At 66.8% G+C, this 15,582-nt stretch carries 13 protein-coding genes and 1 tRNA gene; 4 read left to right on the top strand and 10 right to left on the bottom strand.

Translation table 11 applies throughout. The features are described from left to right. The first annotated feature begins 39 nt into the window (after positions 1-39). Positions 40-1,461 carry a pyridoxal phosphate-dependent decarboxylase family protein gene (locus ACZ7L7_RS11870; protein WP_472075693.1) on the top strand — a complete coding sequence of 474 codons (1,422 nt, stop codon included), beginning with the start codon at positions 40-42 and terminating at the stop codon, positions 1,459-1,461. Then, positions 1,458-2,876 (top strand): lysine N(6)-hydroxylase/L-ornithine N(5)-oxygenase family protein, encoded by a 1,419-nt coding sequence (locus ACZ7L7_RS11875; protein ID WP_285513209.1) that lies wholly within the window; start codon positions 1,458-1,460, stop codon positions 2,874-2,876. The genes ACZ7L7_RS11870 and ACZ7L7_RS11875 overlap by 4 nt, the downstream gene beginning before the upstream one ends. A 15-nt stretch (positions 2,877-2,891) precedes the next feature. Here ACZ7L7_RS11875 and ACZ7L7_RS11880 read toward each other — a convergent pair whose 3' ends face one another. Beyond that, positions 2,892-4,703 carry a bifunctional metallophosphatase/5'-nucleotidase gene (locus ACZ7L7_RS11880; RefSeq protein WP_472075695.1) on the bottom strand — a complete coding sequence of 604 codons (1,812 nt, stop codon included), beginning with the start codon at positions 4,701-4,703 and terminating at the stop codon, positions 2,892-2,894. A gap of 364 nt (positions 4,704-5,067) precedes the next feature. On the opposite strand from ACZ7L7_RS11880, the gene pyk reads away from it, so the two are divergent. Then, a complete protein-coding gene (gene pyk, locus ACZ7L7_RS11885; RefSeq protein WP_471592334.1) occupies positions 5,068-6,504 on the top strand; it encodes a pyruvate kinase in 1,437 nt (478 codons plus the stop codon). Positions 6,505-6,507: 3 nt separating this feature from the next. Here the strand turns inward: pyk and ACZ7L7_RS11890 are convergent, their stop codons facing one another. Together ACZ7L7_RS11890 and ACZ7L7_RS11895 are read right to left on the bottom strand one after the other, a co-directional pair. Next, complete coding sequence (locus ACZ7L7_RS11890) at positions 6,508-7,296, bottom strand: helix-turn-helix domain-containing protein (RefSeq protein ID WP_471592335.1); 789 nt, start codon at positions 7,294-7,296, stop codon at positions 6,508-6,510. 82 nt (positions 7,297-7,378) lie between these two features. Continuing rightward, a tRNA-Leu gene (locus tag ACZ7L7_RS11895) sits at positions 7,379-7,461 on the bottom strand. A 101-nt stretch (positions 7,462-7,562) separates the two neighbouring features. On the opposite strand from ACZ7L7_RS11895, the gene ACZ7L7_RS11900 reads away from it, so the two are divergent. Beyond that, the gene (locus ACZ7L7_RS11900) at positions 7,563-8,219 is read left to right on the top strand and encodes an ANTAR domain-containing response regulator (RefSeq protein WP_093722534.1); all 657 of its coding nucleotides are present in this window, start codon (positions 7,563-7,565) and stop codon (positions 8,217-8,219) included. A 73-nt stretch (positions 8,220-8,292) separates the two neighbouring features. On the opposite strand, the gene ACZ7L7_RS11905 is transcribed toward ACZ7L7_RS11900, so the two are convergent. The 7 genes from ACZ7L7_RS11905 to ACZ7L7_RS11935 all read right to left on the bottom strand — a co-directional run bounded on the left by ACZ7L7_RS11905 (position 8,293) and on the right by ACZ7L7_RS11935 (position 15,548). Continuing rightward, positions 8,293-9,009 carry an ABC transporter ATP-binding protein gene (locus ACZ7L7_RS11905; RefSeq protein ID WP_093722533.1) on the bottom strand — a complete coding sequence of 239 codons (717 nt, stop codon included), beginning with the start codon at positions 9,007-9,009 and terminating at the stop codon, positions 8,293-8,295. Beyond that, a complete protein-coding gene (locus ACZ7L7_RS11910; RefSeq protein ID WP_472075698.1) occupies positions 9,006-9,935 on the bottom strand; it encodes an ABC transporter ATP-binding protein in 930 nt (309 codons plus the stop codon). The genes ACZ7L7_RS11905 and ACZ7L7_RS11910 overlap by 4 nt, the downstream gene beginning before the upstream one ends. 6 nt (positions 9,936-9,941) lie before the next feature. Next, positions 9,942-11,750 (bottom strand): branched-chain amino acid ABC transporter permease, encoded by a 1,809-nt coding sequence (locus ACZ7L7_RS11915; protein ID WP_472075700.1) that lies wholly within the window; start codon positions 11,748-11,750, stop codon positions 9,942-9,944. Between the two features lie 5 nt (positions 11,751-11,755). Next, positions 11,756-12,685 (bottom strand): branched-chain amino acid ABC transporter permease, encoded by a 930-nt coding sequence (locus tag ACZ7L7_RS11920; protein ID WP_285437192.1) that lies wholly within the window; start codon positions 12,683-12,685, stop codon positions 11,756-11,758. Between the two features lie 154 nt (positions 12,686-12,839). Further along, complete coding sequence (locus tag ACZ7L7_RS11925; RefSeq protein WP_472075702.1) at positions 12,840-14,069, bottom strand: branched-chain amino acid ABC transporter substrate-binding protein; 1,230 nt, start codon at positions 14,067-14,069, stop codon at positions 12,840-12,842. Positions 14,070-14,295: 226 nt separating this feature from the next. Beyond that, the gene (locus tag ACZ7L7_RS11930) at positions 14,296-14,973 is read right to left on the bottom strand and encodes a hypothetical protein (protein ID WP_472075704.1); all 678 of its coding nucleotides are present in this window, start codon (positions 14,971-14,973) and stop codon (positions 14,296-14,298) included. Between the two features lie 86 nt (positions 14,974-15,059). Beyond that, positions 15,060-15,548, bottom strand: coding sequence for a PaaI family thioesterase (locus tag ACZ7L7_RS11935; protein ID WP_093722528.1), 489 nt, complete (start codon positions 15,546-15,548; stop codon positions 15,060-15,062). Positions 15,549-15,582 lie beyond the last annotated feature (34 nt).

Below are 15,582 nucleotides of genomic sequence, written 5' to 3' on the forward strand. Positions count from 1 at the left end.
TTCGGACACGACGCCTCATCGGCGTACAAGCTGGAAGCCATGAACACGCCGCCTCCAGCCCTGGGCCCGCTCCTCGCCACGGTCCTCGACGCCCTGACCACCGGCACCCGGGCCAGGGGCGGCCCCCTGCCCGCAGGCGGCCCGGAGGCGGTAGCCGCCCGCCTCCGGGAGGCAGCAGGCACCATCCTCCCGGAAAAGGGCGACGCGAACGCCCTCCACACCCTCACCCGAGCCCTCACCGAGGGCTCCGCCGACCCCACCCACCCCCACTGCACAGCCCACCTCCACTGCCCACCCCTCCCCGAAGCAGTAGCAGCAGACCTCGCCACCAACACCCTCAACCAGTCCCTCGACTCCTGGGACCAATCCCCAGCAGCCTCAGAACTGGAATCCCTGGTCACACGCGCACTAGCAGCACTGACCTACCCCGCCGCCGCCCCCACTGAAGCCGCGGGCGGCACCCCGCAAGCGCGGGCAAGCGAACCCACCCCCACGGCGCCCCCAACCCACAGCACGGCACCAGACGCCCTAGTAACCACCGGCGGCACCGAATCCAACCAACTCGCCCTCCTCCTCGCCCGCGAAAAACACCCCGGCACCCGCCTCATCCACGCCGAAAACGCCCACCACTCCCTCCCCAGAGCCGCCTGGCTACTCGGCATGCCCGACCCCGTAGTCGTCCCCGCCCCCGCCGGCACCCTCGACCCCGCCGCCCTCGACGAAGCCCTCACCTACCTCCCAGGCCCCCACCTCGTCGCCGCCACCGCAGGCACCACCGACGCCGGCCTCATCGACCCACTCCCCGAGATCGCTGAACTCTGCGCGCGGCACAACGCCCGCCTCCACATCGACGCGGCCTACGGCGGCGGCCTCCTCTTCAGCGACCGCCACAAACCCAAACTCGCCGGCCTCGAATCCGCCGCCACCATCACCCTCGACCTGCACAAACTCGGCTGGCAGCCCATCGCCGCCGGCATCCTCGCCGTCCGCGACCCCCACGACCTCGCCGCCCTCCACCACCGCGCCGACTACCTCAACGCCGACGACGACACCGAAGCCGGCCTCCCCGACCTCCTCGGCCGCTCCCTGCGCACCACCCGCCGCGCCGACATCCTCAAAATCGCCGTCACCCTCAAAACCCTCGGCCGCACCGGCATCGCCGGCCTCATCGACCAAGTCTGCGCACGCGCCGAGGAATTCGCCCACATGATCGACCGTCACCCCGGCTTCGACCTCTACGACCAGCCCACCATCAGCACAGTCCTCTTCCGCCCCCGCACCGCCACCGACGACACCGTCGCCGCCGTACGCCGCACCCTGCTCACCGACGGCCGCGCAGTCCTAGGCCGCGCCCATCTCAACGGCCGGCTCTGGCTCAAAGCCACCCTCCTCAACCCCCACACCAGCCCCGGCGACCTCACCGCCCTGCTGCACCTCGTGGAAGGAACCACCCCCCAATGAGCCCCACCCGCCCCACCCCCGACACCCCCCGCGACCTCGTCGGCATCGGCATCGGCCCCTTCAACCTCTCCCTCGCCGCCCTCGCCCACCCCCTCGCCGAACTAGACACCGTCTTCTACGACCAACGCCCCGCCTTCGACTGGCACCCCGGACTCCTCATCGAAGGCGCCACCATCCAAGTCCCCTTCCTCGCCGACCTCGTCACCCTCGTCGACCCCGCCAGCCCCTGGACCTTCCTCAACCACCTCAAAAACCGCGACCGACTCTTCCCCTTCTACTTCGCCGAGCGCTTCCACATCCAACGCGCCGAATACGACGCCTACTGCCGCTGGGTCGCCGAAAACCTCCCCGCCCTCCACTTCGGCCACCAAGTCGACGCCGTCCGCTTCAACCCCGAACGCGACGTGTTCGAAGTCGACTTCACCCAACTCGACACCGACGGCGAAGCCGAAGCCCTCGGCCGCACATACACCCGCAACATCGCCCTCGGCATCGGCACCGAACCCTACGTACCCGACCCCCTCAGACCCCTCGTCGAAACCCCCGGCGTCCCCGTCATCCACGCCGCCGACTACCTCACCCACCGCGCCGAACTACTCAAAGCCGAACACATCACCGTCGTCGGCTCCGGCCAATCCGGCGCCGAAGTCTTCCTCGACCTCCTCCGCGCCCGCCCCCACGGCCACGAACGCCTCCACTGGATCGGCCGCACCGAAGCCTTCGCCCCCATGGAGTACTCAAAACTCGGCCTCGAACACTTCACCCCCGACTACACCCGCTACTTCCACGCCCTCACCGAATCCGTACGCGACCGCCTCATCACCACCCAATGGCAACTCCACAAAGGCATCGACGCCGACACCCTCGCCGCCATCCACGACGAGCTCTACCGCCGCACCCTGAACGGCGACTGGCCCGACACCGTACTCACACCGGGCGTGCGGGTGCGCACCGCCGGACGGATCGCCACCACCAAACTCGAACTGCACCTGGAACACATCGAGCAGAACACCCGCTCCCGGCTCACCACCGACGCCGTCGTCCTCGCCACCGGCTACCGCGAACGCCCCCTCGACCGCCTCCTCGCCGGACTCGACCCCTACCTTCGCCGCGACAGCCGCGACCGCCCCCGCATCGACGAGCACTACCGGCTCATCCTCGACCCCACCGTCACCGCCACCGGCTGCAACATCTACGTCCAAAACGCCGAACGCCACACCCACGGCGTCGGCACCCCCGACCTCGGCCTCGCCGCCTGGCGCAGCGCCACCATCCTCAACACCCTCACCGGCAAAGAGACCTACCCCCTCCCCACCCGCACCGCCTTCACCACCTTCGGCCTGGAAACGCCAAGGCCCCAGATCCCGCCCGCGCGACGCGCCAGCACGCTGACGCCACTCAGGGACGGGATCTGAGGCCAAGTCAGACCACTAGAAGACCGGAACACCGTCCCGCGTCAGCCTCCAGTCCACCGACGCAAACTCCTTCGGGTCCAGCACACCCTTCGCCGTGACCCACTCCGCGATCCGCGTACGGATCTCCGTCGACTCCGACCACAGCTCCGGCGCCGACGCCACATGCGGGAACGCCCCACCACCATTGGCACGGTAGTTGTTCACCGCGAACACAAACCTCTGCGCGTCATCCAGCGCCGCACCGCCAAAGTTGAGGTTCTTGATCCGCGACCCCACCGGCTGCGCGATGTCGATGTCGTACGACAGACCCGAGACATAGTCGTAGTTGTAGTCCGGGCGGCCGTTCGCGTTGGTCAGCTTCTCCACGTCCACCGGCGCCCCGGCCGCCGTCTGCACGAAGTACTCCGCCGAGTACTCCAGGTACGCCCGCACCTGCGCACCCGTCATCAACTTCGCCACCAGCGTGTTGTCGTACACATACAGACTCGACAGATCCCGGATGGTCACCTCGCCCGCCGGGATCTCCGACGTCCGCGAGAACGGCGACGCCTGCGAAATCACCGGCAGATCCACATACTCCGTACCCACCAACGCCGCCTTGACCACGTCCTCCTGCACCTTGGTGATCAGGTCGATGATCGGGGCGTCCTTGTACCGGGCGTCCACCGTGGTCAGCGTCGCCGTCGCGGTGCCGACCACCTGGTTGACGTACTCCACCACCAGGTCGTGCTCGTCCTTCAGCAGCTTGGTGATCTTCGGGTCGTCCGGCACGCTCTTCGAGTCCAGCACGCTTGCCGCGACCGACTCCACCGACCAGCGGCCCTTGCTGAAGGTCAGGTCGATGTCGAACAGCGACAGCCGCTGCGCGAAGCACAACGGCTCCGACAACACGACCGTCTTCCCCGTCTTCTCGTTCGTCACCTTCAACTCGGCGATCTCCGTGTGCGCATGACCCACCAGAATCGCGTCGATGCCGGGCACCTGCTGCGCGACCAACGCCGCCGAGTTCTCCACGTACGGCAGCTGGTCGCCGTAGGAGGAGGTGCCAGAGGAGCCGGAGTGCGCCGACACGATCACCACGTCGGCGCCCATCGACCGCAGCTTGGGCACCCACTTCGCGGCCTGCTCCTCAAGACCCGGGAAAGTCATCTTCCCCTGCACATACGCCTTGTCCCAGATCGCGATACCCGGGTTGGTGAGCCCGAGCACGGCCACCTTGACCGGCGGGGCACCCTTCGGCCGGAACGTCTTCATGAAGTACGGCGGAAAGGCGGGCCGAAGCGTCTTCGCGTCCAGCGCGTTCGCCCCGAGCAGCGGGAAGTCGCACTGCTCCTCGAACTTGCGCAGCGTCTCGATGCCGTAGTTGAACTCGTGGTTGCCCAGCGCCACCGCGTCGTACCCGATGGCGTTCATCGCCTGTGCCATCGGGTGCACCGGACCACCCGGAGCGGTGATCGGGTCGACCTTCGCGTAGTAGTACGTCAGCGGGGTGCCCTGAATCGTGTCACCCGCGTCGATCAGCAGCGTGTTGCCACGGCCCCGCTCCTTGCGGATCCGCGAGACGAGGGTGGCGACCCGGGCGAGGCCCTTCGCGTTGCCCTTGGCGTCGGTGTACTCCGCGTCCTTGAAGTAGTCCCAGTTGAAGATGTTGCCGTGCAGGTCCGTGGTGCCCATGACCGTCAGGGAGTACCGCTTGGCCGGCTTCGGACGCTTGCCCTTGGCGGCCTCGGCCGCCTCGGCGGAGGGCGCCGCCACCGCGCCGGCCAGCGCGACCCCCGCTCCGGTCACGGCCGACTTCTTCAGGAACTTCCGACGGTTCAGGGGCATGCGGATCTCCTCCGGATGGTTCGTGACGCGCGTAGATCACGGGCCGAGACCCGCGCCGACGCGCGTAGATTCTGACCCGTACACGGCGACCCGCAACAGGCTCCGGAGGTTTCGATCTGGTGTCCAAACCTATGAGTTGACGCGTTTACAACCCGCCAAGCAGTGACGGAGCGGGACGTATCACCACGCCCACCACCCCTCCCGCGCCGCCACCGCGGCAGTAGACCGCGATTCCGCACCCATTCCGCTCATCGGAGCGACCCGGCGCACAATTCACCACCGGCCAACAACCCTTCATTCAAAGGTTGTTGCCCCGTCACCCGGACCCAATTCCCTACCCATCGGTAAGCCCTAGGGTCGAAACATGCGCCGAGCAAAAATCGTCTGCACCCTGGGCCCAGCCACCGACTCCTACGACCGGATCAAAGAACTGGTCGACGCCGGAATGGACATCGCCCGCTTCAACCTCAGCCACGGCACACACGCCGAACACGAGGAGCGCTACCGGCGTGTACGCAAGGCGTCCGACGAGACCGGCCGCAGCGTCGGACTCCTCGCCGACCTTCAAGGCCCGAAGATCCGCCTCGGCCGCTTCACCGAAGGACCCGTACTCCTCGAACGCGGCGACACCTTCACCATCACCGTGGAAGAGGGCACCGAGGGCGACCGCGAAAGCTGCGGCACAACCTACAAGGGCCTCGCCACCGACGTCACCCCCGGCGAACGCGTCCTCGTCGACGACGGCAAAGTCTGCCTCGAAGTCACCGCCATCGACGGACCCCGCGTCCGCACCACGGTCGTCGAAGGCGGCATGGTCTCCGACCACAAGGGCCTCAACCTCCCCGGCGTCGCAGTCTCCGTCCCCGCCCTCTCCGAGAAGGACGAGGAAGACCTGCGCTGGGCCCTCCACACCGGCTTCGACATCATCGCCCTCTCCTTCGTCCGCAGCGGCAAGGACATCGAAGACGTCCACCGGATCATGGACGAGGAGGGCCGCCGCCTGCCCGTCATCGCCAAGGTCGAGAAACCGCAAGCCGTCGAGAACATCGACGACATCGTCGCCGCCTTCGACGGCATCATGGTCGCCCGCGGCGACCTCGGCGTCGAAATGCCCCTGGAACAGGTACCCATCGTCCAAAAACGCGCCATCAAACTCGCCAAGCGCAACGCCAAGCCCGTCATCGTCGCCACCCAAATGCTCGACTCGATGATCGACAACTCCCGCCCCACCCGAGCCGAAGCCAGCGACGTCGCCAACGCCGTCATCGACGGCACCGACGCCGTGATGCTCTCCGGCGAGACCAGCGTCGGCAAATACGCCATCGAAACCGTACGCACCATGGCCAAGATCGTCGAAGCCGCCGAGGAAGACCTCCTTGCCCAAGGCCTGCCGCCCCTCACCGAGCGCAACAAACCCCGCACCCAGGGCGGCGCCGTCGCCCGCGCCGCAGCCGAAATCGGCGACTTCCTCGGCGCCACCTACCTGGTCGCGTTCACCGAGTCCGGAGACACCGCCCGCCGCCTCTCCCGCTACCGCTCACCGATCCCACTGCTCGCCTTCACCCCGGAAGCCTCCACCCGCTCCCAGCTCAGCCTCACCTGGGGAACGGAAACCTTCCTCGGCCCCCACGTCGACTCCACCGACGCCATGGTCGCCCAGGTCGACGACCTGCTCCTCAAACACGGCCGCTGCCGCAAGGGCGACACGGTGATCATCACCGCCGGCTCACCCCCGGGCGTCCCCGGCGCCACGAACATGGTCCGCGTCCACCACATCGGGGAGGACGACAGCCCGAGGTAGGGGTCAGTACTTAGGGCCTACGTGTTCGTCCATGAGGGCCACGGAGGCTTTGCGGGCGACGGAGACATTGAACGGCTCACCGTTCCGCGCGAGGCAAGTCCACTCGACCCCGACCTGGTCGAGCGCGGCGGTGTAGAGCTGCCGGATGTCGGCGGACTTGTTGGCGAACAGGTACCGCGGGTACTCGTATCGCTTGCGCTCCCCGTTGACCGTGCGGACCGTCCAATTGGTGATACGGCACCCGTCGGAGTGGATCAGGCCGCGGATGAAATACCAGGGGCGGGCGCTGACGATGTCCTGTTGCCAGGGTTCGAGTGCGATGCGGCGCTCATGTTTCTTGCCCGGACCATGCTGAGGGAAGAGGCAAGGCAGGTGCTTCGAGTAGACCTTCACGTTGTGGCAGCCCTTCCGGCGAACTCGGCAGACGGAGTTGCCGGGAAACACGGCGAGCATGCTCCTTTCGCATGCCTCCATGAGACCGGGCCAAGAATCCGTGCACGCGATCATCAGGTTGGGTGCTCGATGCTCGGAGTAGTGGCTGATATGTCCATCACCGAGGTAGAGACCGAGCAGATAGCTGTACGCGGCCTCATCGAGTGGTCGGCCGTCGCACCGCGGACACGGTGCGGCCTTGCGGCCCGGACACTCTCCGCGTTTCGCCCGGTCCACGTGCTTCCAGTAGCTGATTGTTCCCTTCGGGACGTTGAGACTCCGGGCTACGTCCGCGTTACGGGCGCCAGCCCTGAGCAGGGTCACGGCTTGCTGTCGCACCTGTGTGCCATGGAAGTGCATGCGACTAACGGTGCGTGACTGTTCGTGACGACACACAGCGAAAAGCGGATGTTCACTAGAAGGTGAGCATCCGCTTCAGAGGTGCCGGGTGCGGGATTCGAACCCGCAAGCCCTTTCAGGCAGAGGTGTTTGAGACCTCCGTGTATACCGTTCCACCAACCCGGCCGGTATTTGGCTGCCCGGGAAGTGTACCGGGTCATCATGTGCGGCCGCAGCTAGGTAGGCTCTAGGGGCAGCCCCCAGCCTGCCTGAACGAGGAGCCCTTCGTGACCGCCCCCGAGTCGCCCCAGCCCGTTGAAGCGCCCGACGACGACAAGGCTCATGTGCCTCCGTTGACGACCCGTGTCGTCATTGCCGAGGACGAGGCGCTGATTCGGCTGGATCTCAAAGAGATGCTGGAGGAGGAGGGGTACTCGGTCGTCGGGGAGGCGGGTGATGGTGAGCAGGCCATCGAGCTGGCCCGTGAGCACCGGCCCGATCTCGTGATCCTGGATGTGAAGATGCCGAAGCTGGATGGTATCTCCGCGGCGGAGAAGATCGCCGAGGAGCGTATCGCTCCGGTGTTGATGCTGACGGCTTTCTCGCAGCGTGATCTGGTGGAGCGGGCCCGGGATGCGGGTGCCATGGCGTATCTGGTGAAGCCGTTCAGCAAGAGTGATGTGGTGCCGGCGATTGAGATGGCCGTGTCCCGGTTCACGGAGCTGAAGGAGTTGGAGAACGAGGTCGCGGACCTCACTCAGCGTCTGGAGACTCGCAAGCTGGTTGACCGGGCGAAGTCGATTCTGCAGACGGAGTACGGTCTGACGGAGCCGGCGGCGTTCCGGTGGATTCAGAAGACGTCGATGGATCGTCGTATGTCGATGCAGCAGGTCGCGGAGGCCGTGATTCAGGATGCCGAGGAGAAGAAGGCGGCCAAGGGCTGATCTTCCCTGATCGTACGGCCGAGGCCCGCACTCCCTTCCGGGGGTGCGGGCCTTGGTCGTTGTGCGGTGGGTGTCAGTCCTCGCCGAGGTAGGCCTTGCGGACGGACTCGTCGTGGAGGAGGTCCTGGCCGGTGCCGGACAGGACGATGTTGCCGACTTCCATGACGTGGCCCTGGTCGGCGAGGGAGAGCGCCGCTTGGGCGTTCTGCTCGACGAGCAGGATGGTGGTGCCTTGTGACTTCAGCTCGGCGATGGTCGCCATGATCTTCTGCATCATGATCGGCGAGAGGCCCATGGAGGGTTCGTCGAGCATGAGCAGCTTGGGCTGGGACATCAGGGCGCGGCCCATGGCGAGCATTTGCTGTTCACCGCCGGAGAGGGTGCCTGCCGCTTGGTTGCGGCGTTCTCCGAGGATGGGGAACAGGTCGTATGCCTTTTGGATGTCCTTTTCGATGCCTTCTTTGTCTTTGCGGAGGAAGGCGCCGAGCTGGAGGTTTTCGAAGATGGTCAGCCGGGGGAAGATGTGGCGTCCCTCGGGGGAGTGGGCCAGTCCCAGCGAGACGATCTTGTGGGCGGGTACTCCGGTGAGTGGCTTGCCGTCGAAGGTGATCTTTCCTGCGGTGGGCTTGAGCAGACCCGACAGGGTGCGCAGGGTTGTCGTCTTGCCGGCGCCGTTGGTGCCGATGAGGGTGACGACCTGGCCTGCTTCCACGCTGAAGGAGATGCCCTTGACGGCTTCGATCTTGCCGTAGGAGACCCGGAGGTCTTCGACCTCAAGGAGTGCGGTCACTGGGCTTCTCCTTTGGTGCTGGTGGTGCTGTCCTCCTCGGCCGGGGCGTCGGCCGGAGCCTCGTCCTCGGTCTTGGTCACCGAGGTTTTGGTCGGCCCGGTCTCGGCCTTGGCGGCCTCGGCTTCGGCGACCTCGGCGGCTTCCTCCTCGCCGGGCGCGCCTTCGAAGGGTTCGCCGAGGTAGGCGGCGACGACGCGTTCGTCGGCCTGGACGATTTCGGCGGTGCCTTCGACGAGCTTTTCGCCTTGGACGAGGACGGCGACGCGGTCGCTGAGGTTGAAGACGAAGCGCATGTCGTGCTCGATGAGGAGGACGGCGATGCCTTGGTCCCGGATGGCGAAGACCAGTTCCTCTGTGGCCCGTGTTTCCTGCGGGTTCATTCCGGCCGTCGGCTCGTCCAGCAGGAGCAGGCCGGGGTCGGAGGCGAGGGCGCGTGCGATTTCGAGCTTGCGCTGTTCACCGTAGGGGAGGTTGCGGGCGAGGTGGTCGCGCTTGTGGGCGAGGCCGACGAACTCCAGGAGTTCCATGGCCCGTTCTTCGCTGGCTTTTTCCGCCTTCTTGAAGCCGGGGCCGCGCAGCAGTGCCGACCACAGGCCTTCCTTGGTCCGCGTGTGGCGGCCGACGAGGACGTTCTCCAGGACGGTCATGTTGGCGAACAGGCGGATGTTCTGGAAGGTGCGGGCGATGCCTGCCTTCGTCACGAGGTGCGGCTTGGGCGGCAGCACCGTGCCCTTGTAGGAGACTGTGCCCTCGGTGGGGACGTACAGGCCGGTGAGGCAGTTGAAGAAGGTGGTTTTGCCGGCGCCGTTGGGGCCGATGAGGCCGACGATTTCGCCGGAGTTCACCGTGAAGTCCACCGAGCGGACGGCGGTCAGGCCGCCGAAGCGCATGGTGACGCCACGGGCTTCGAGTACAGGTGTCGTCATGGTTCGTTACGCCCCTGCCTTGGTGACGGCCGGTTCGTCGGTCAGCGTCGCTTGTTCTGGTACGTCGAGTTGCCCGGTCTCGTGGAATTCGAGCTGCTGGCGGCGGTTGGCGATGATGCCTTCCGGGCGGAAGCGCATCAGCAGGACCAGCGCGATGCCGAAGGCGAGCAGGGACTTGTCCTGGAGGAAGTTGAGCTTTTCCGGGAGCAGGTAGAGCAGTGCTGCGCCGAGCAGGGGGCCGGCGACGGTGCCCATGCCGCCGAGGACGACGGCCGCGAGGAGGAACGCGGAGTTGGGCGGTGTGGATCCGGCGAACTGGTAGGGCGTCGGGACCACGGAGTAGGTGACGTGGGCGCTGACGGTGCCGGCGAGGCCGGCGAGGGCGGCGCCGAGTGCGAAGGCGATGAGCTTGACTCGGAAGCCGTTGATGCCCATGGCGGTGGCGGCGGTCTCGTCTTCGCGGATGGCGATCCAGGAGCGGCCGATGCGGGAGTCCGCGGCGCGTGTGTAGACGAGGACGACGATGGCCATGATGAGGACCATCAGCAGGTAGTAGTTGGCGAATCGGCCGAGGGTGAAGCCGGCGATGTCGTGGGATTCGCCGAGGTTGAACCCGAAGAAGCTGAGGTCCGGGATGGACGGGATGCCGTTGGGGCCGTTGGTGATGTCCGGGCCGGAGTCGCCGTCCATGTTGTTGACGGCGATGCGGAAGATTTCACCGAAGCCGAGGGTGACGATGGCGAGGTAGTCGCCGCGCAGTCGCAGGGTCGGGGCGCCGATGAGCACGCCGAACACTAGGGAGGCGGCGGCGCCGGTGAGTGCGGCGGCCCAGAAGGGGAACTGTACGCCGGAGAACCGGGAGAACTCGGAGCCGGAGACGAGGGCGGCGGTGTAGGCGCCGACGCCGAGGAAGGCGACGTATCCGAGGTCGAGGAGGCCGGCAAGGCCGACGACGATGTTCAGGCCGAGGGCGACGGTGCCGAAGATCAGGATGTTGACGCCGATGTTGGCGTAGTGGTCGTCGGTCTGGGTGAAGGGGAAGGCGATGGCGGCGGCGAAGCCCATGGCGAGGGTGAAGCTGCGGTTGTGGGCGACGATCCGGGAGAAGGTGTCGAGCAGGCCTGCGGTGTGCAGGGCCCACAGCGAGAAGGTGACCAGGATCAGGTAGCCGACGAAGAGCTCGCCGTATTCGGTGTCGATGCCGTAGGTGAAGACGGCGAGGCCGATGATGGTGACGACCGTGATGATGGCCCGCTCGATCCAGGGTGCGATGGCCTTGGGGGCGGGGAATCGGTCGGGCTTGGCGACGTACTTCTTGAGGTTGTCCTTGAGGTCGTCGCCGAGGGGCTCGGGCAGTGCGAGGGCGCCGAGCAGGGGGAGCAGGGAGGCGATGGCTGCGATCCAGCCGCCTGGTTCGAGGTTGACGACGCCGCCGAGTTCGACGGTGATGGCGATGACGGTGTACCAGGTGGTGGCGAAGCCGCCGATGGCGACGAGGGCCAGGGGGGCGTTGTTCTTCGCGGGCAGGAGCCAGCCGAGGCCGCGTATGCCGTACGAGGACAGCGTGAACAGGATGGTGAGGATGCCGGCGACGAAGGTCAGCCACTGGAGGCCGCCGGGGTAGCCGTTGACGGTGAGGTCGCCGGGGAATTCGTCGGTCCAGGTCCAGGCCATGTAGGCGGAGGCGCTGGTGGCGATGCCGCCGGCGAGCAGGAGTGCGCGGGCCGTGGCCAGCGGCAGCGGGAGCAGTCCGCGGGCGGATGGGGCGGCCGCGGTGGCGGTGGTGTCCGTGGTGGTCTTCTGGGTTTCGGTCACGTCGATCACGCCCTGTCCGCGACGCGCTCGCCGAGCAGACCCTGCGGCCTGACGAGGAGCACGAGGATGAGGAGGCAGAAGGCCCAGACGTTGGCCCAGCTCTGACCGCCGAGCTGCTGCATGCCGGGGATCTCGTCGATGTAGGCGGAGGCGAGGGTCTCGGCGACGCCGAGGACCAGACCGCCGAGCATGGCGCCGTAGATGTTGCCGATGCCGCCGAGGACGGCTGCGGTGAAGGCCTTGAGGCCCATCAGGAAGCCCATGCGGTAGTCGATGTTGCCGTACTTCAGGCCGTAGGCGAGGGCGGCGACTGCGGCGAAGAAGCCGCCGATCGCGAAGGCGATCACGATGATGCGGTTGGTGTCGATGCCCATGAGCTGGGCGGTGTCCGGGTCCTGTGCGGTGGCTTGCATGGCGCGGCCGGTGCGGGACTTGCGGACGAAGAAGGCGAGGGCGGCCATGCAGATGATGGCGGCCAGGATGAGGAAGATGTCGGCGTCCTTGATGGTGATGGAGCCGATGTCGTGGGTGGCGTCGAGGCCGGGGAAGGCGATGGCTCGGTCGGCACCGGGGTAGAAGTTACGGACGACTTCCTGGAGTGCCAGGGAGAGGCCGATGGCGGTGATGAGCGGTGCCAGGCGTGGTGCTCCGCGCAGTGGCCGGTAGGCGAAACGTTCCGCGCCGACGGCGATCAGTACGGCCACCAGGCCGCCGCCGATGAGCATGAGCGGGATGGCCACGGACATCGCCGTGCCGTCGGGGAGGATGTAGAAGTAGACCGTGAATGCGCCGAAGGCGCCGGTCATGAAGATCTCGCCGTGCGCGAAGTTGATGAGCTGGACGATGCCGTACACCATCGTGTAGCCGATGGCGATCAGCCCGTACATCGAGCCTAGAAGCAGCCCGTTGGCCAGCTGCTGCGGCAGGGTGTTCACCGCATGGCCTCCATGTCGCTGGATGTCGTGTGCACTATTCGCGTGCAGGGGTCTCTAAGCACTGAGCGTGTGCAGGGTCTGGGTGTGGAAACGGGCCGCGCGGTCGGGGTCCCCTCCCGCGCGGCCCGCGTGTTGCTTGACTGGGCTGCCTGGGTCAGCCGAGGTCGGCGGTGCCGGTCTTCACAGCCTTCCACTCACCCTTGGTGACCTGGTAGACGGTCAGCTGCTTGTTGGTGGTGTCGCCGTACTCGTCGAAGGCGACCTTGCCGGTCAGACCCTCGAAGTCCGACTTCTGGACCTCGTCGACGACCTTGGAGCGCAGGTCGTTGATGTCGCTGGGGACCTTGCCGTCGTTGGCGTCGACGACCGCCTTCACGGCCTTGATGATGGCGGTGGTGGCGTCGTAGGCGTAGGTGCCGTAGGCGCCGTAGTCACCCTTGTAGCCCTTGGACTTGTAGGTCTCGATGAAGGTCTTCGCGGCGGGCAGGGTGTCGGCGGGGACACCGATCGCGGTGGCGAGGTCGCCTTCGGTGGCGGCGCCGCCGGCCTCGATGTAGGTGGTGGCGAACATGCCGTCACCGCCGAACAGCGGGATCTTCACCCCGGCGTCCTTCATCTGCTTGGTGAGCAGCGCGGACTCGTCGTACTGGCCGCCGTAGTAGAGGATGTCGGCGCCGGAGTTCTTGATCTTGGTGACGAGGGACCCGAAGTCCTTGTCGCCGGTGTTCACGTGGTCGGTCTCGACGACCTTGCCACCGAACTTCTTGAACTGCTCGTTGAAGATCTTCGCCAGACCGGCGCCGTAGGTCTGCTTGTCGTCGACGACGAAGGCCTTCTTCTTCTTCAGACCGTTGAAGGCGTAGTCGGCGGCGAAGCTGCCCTGCAGCTCGTCCGTGGTGGACGTACGGAAGTACGTCTTGAACGGACGCTTCTTGTCGGTCTGCCAGTCCTTGCCCTGGGTGAGCTCAGGGGCGGTGTTGGCGGGGGAGATCTGGACCATGTTGGCGGAGGCGAAGACCTGCTGCATGGTCTGGGCAACGCCCGAGTTGAGCGGGCCAACGGCGCCGACGGCGGTCTTGTCGCCGGTGATGGCGGTGGCGTTGCTCTGGCCGGTGGCGGGCTGGGCCTTGTCGTCGTATGCCTTCAGTTTGAAGGTGACGCCCGGCACGAGCTTCTTCTCGTTCGCCTCGTCGACAGCGATCTGGGAGCCGTACTGCAGGCCCAGGCCGGTGGTGGAGTTCTCGCCGGAGAGCGGGGCGTCCACACCGATGGTGAGGGTGGTGGTCTTGCCGTTGTCGCTGTCGCCGCCGCCGTTGTCGTCTCGGGAGCCGCAGGCGGTGAGGGACAGAGCTCCGGTCGCGAGGACGGAGGTAAGTATCACCAAGGAACGTCGCACAATCAGTCCTTTCCGCAGTCACGCCCGCCCCGGTAGGGGCGGCGGGTGCCGCGCTGGTACCGAACTCCCGATGGAGCGGTGACTGGCGGTGACTCTAAGCCCGGTATGTGCGGATGGGCATCGGCGTGGGCTTCCTTGTGACTTTCTTGTTATGACGTGCTCGGGGGCGGGCAGGGGCGTGGGGGGCTCTCAGCCGTTTTGGCGGAATTTCCACTCAGTCCGCATTGTGAGAACCTGCACTTCCGGTTGGCCTTGTGCCCGGTCGAGGGGGTATGGGCGCGCAGGCGGCGTGGAGGAGATCGGAAAGGTCCCGCGAGAATGCGCCACCGAAGATGAAGCTGTGGCGCTGTATTGCGTGAGTGTTACGCAGCGTTACGTCCAGATAGTGAAATCCCGCATTCAAGGGCAGTTCCGAACAGTCGGATACGGAAATCTGCACCGTGATACGGCGAGTTGCTCCGCCGGGGACGGTGAACTCGTTCTTGGGCACGCTGTGGGCGGTGAGTCCGTCGAAGGGGGTGCCGGTGACCCGCAGGGTGACGTCCGGGCCGCGCAGTACGGACACCTTGAACCGGTAACTTGCCCTGATGTCGGTGGAGTTGATGGTGTCGGCGAGTCCGAGGTAATCCCACCGGGTGACATTGACGGGCCAGGCGGAGAGATCGAGCACCGGCTCGGGTCGGGGGTCCTGGCGGGGTGCGAGGAGCACCGCGCCGACAGCGCCGACGGTCAGCAGCGCCAGCGCCGCGGCCCCTCTGCGTACCCAGCGCGGGCCGCGGCCCCACCATCCCAGGATCCGGTCCCCGAGGCGCGGCCCATCCACCCCGATGACCTCAAAACCCTCGTCGTCATCAGGCCCGTTGACGGGTTCGACGGGACCTATGCCGGCCATGACAGCACGGTAACGCGGGGGAGCGGTGAGTGGGGGTGGTCGTGCCCGCGTAGCTGCGGGCAGCCGACCCACCCCCGCCGAGCCGGTCAGCCGGAAACGCCCACCGGCTCCCCGTCTCCCGGGCGCACGTCACGCAGCAGACACGTCAGCCGCGCCGTGCACACCCGCTTGTCGGACTCGTCCGTGATCACGATCTCGTACGTCGCCGTGGACCGCCCCCGGTGCACCGGCGTGGCCACACCCGTCACCAGCCCCGACCGCACCCCCCGGTGGTGCGTGCAGTTCAGGTCCACACCCACCGCGATCTTCGAGGACCCCCCGTGCAGCATCGACCCCACGGACCCCAGCGTCTCCGCCAGCACCGCGGACGCGCCCCCGTGCAGCAGCCCGTACGGCTGGGTGTTCCCCTCCACCGGCATCGTCCCGACGACCCGCTCCGCCGACGCCTCCAGGATCTGCACGCCCATCCGCGTCCCCAGGTGCCCGGCCGAGAACAGTGCCGGAAGATCCACCCCGAGCGCGGCGTACTCGTCGATGACCTCTTGCGGGAACTTCACCTGCTGCTGCTCGCCCATGGGGTGGACTCCGTTCGTCGTCGATCGCTCCAGC

Source organism: Streptomyces sp. NPDC110618, assembly GCF_055657065.1.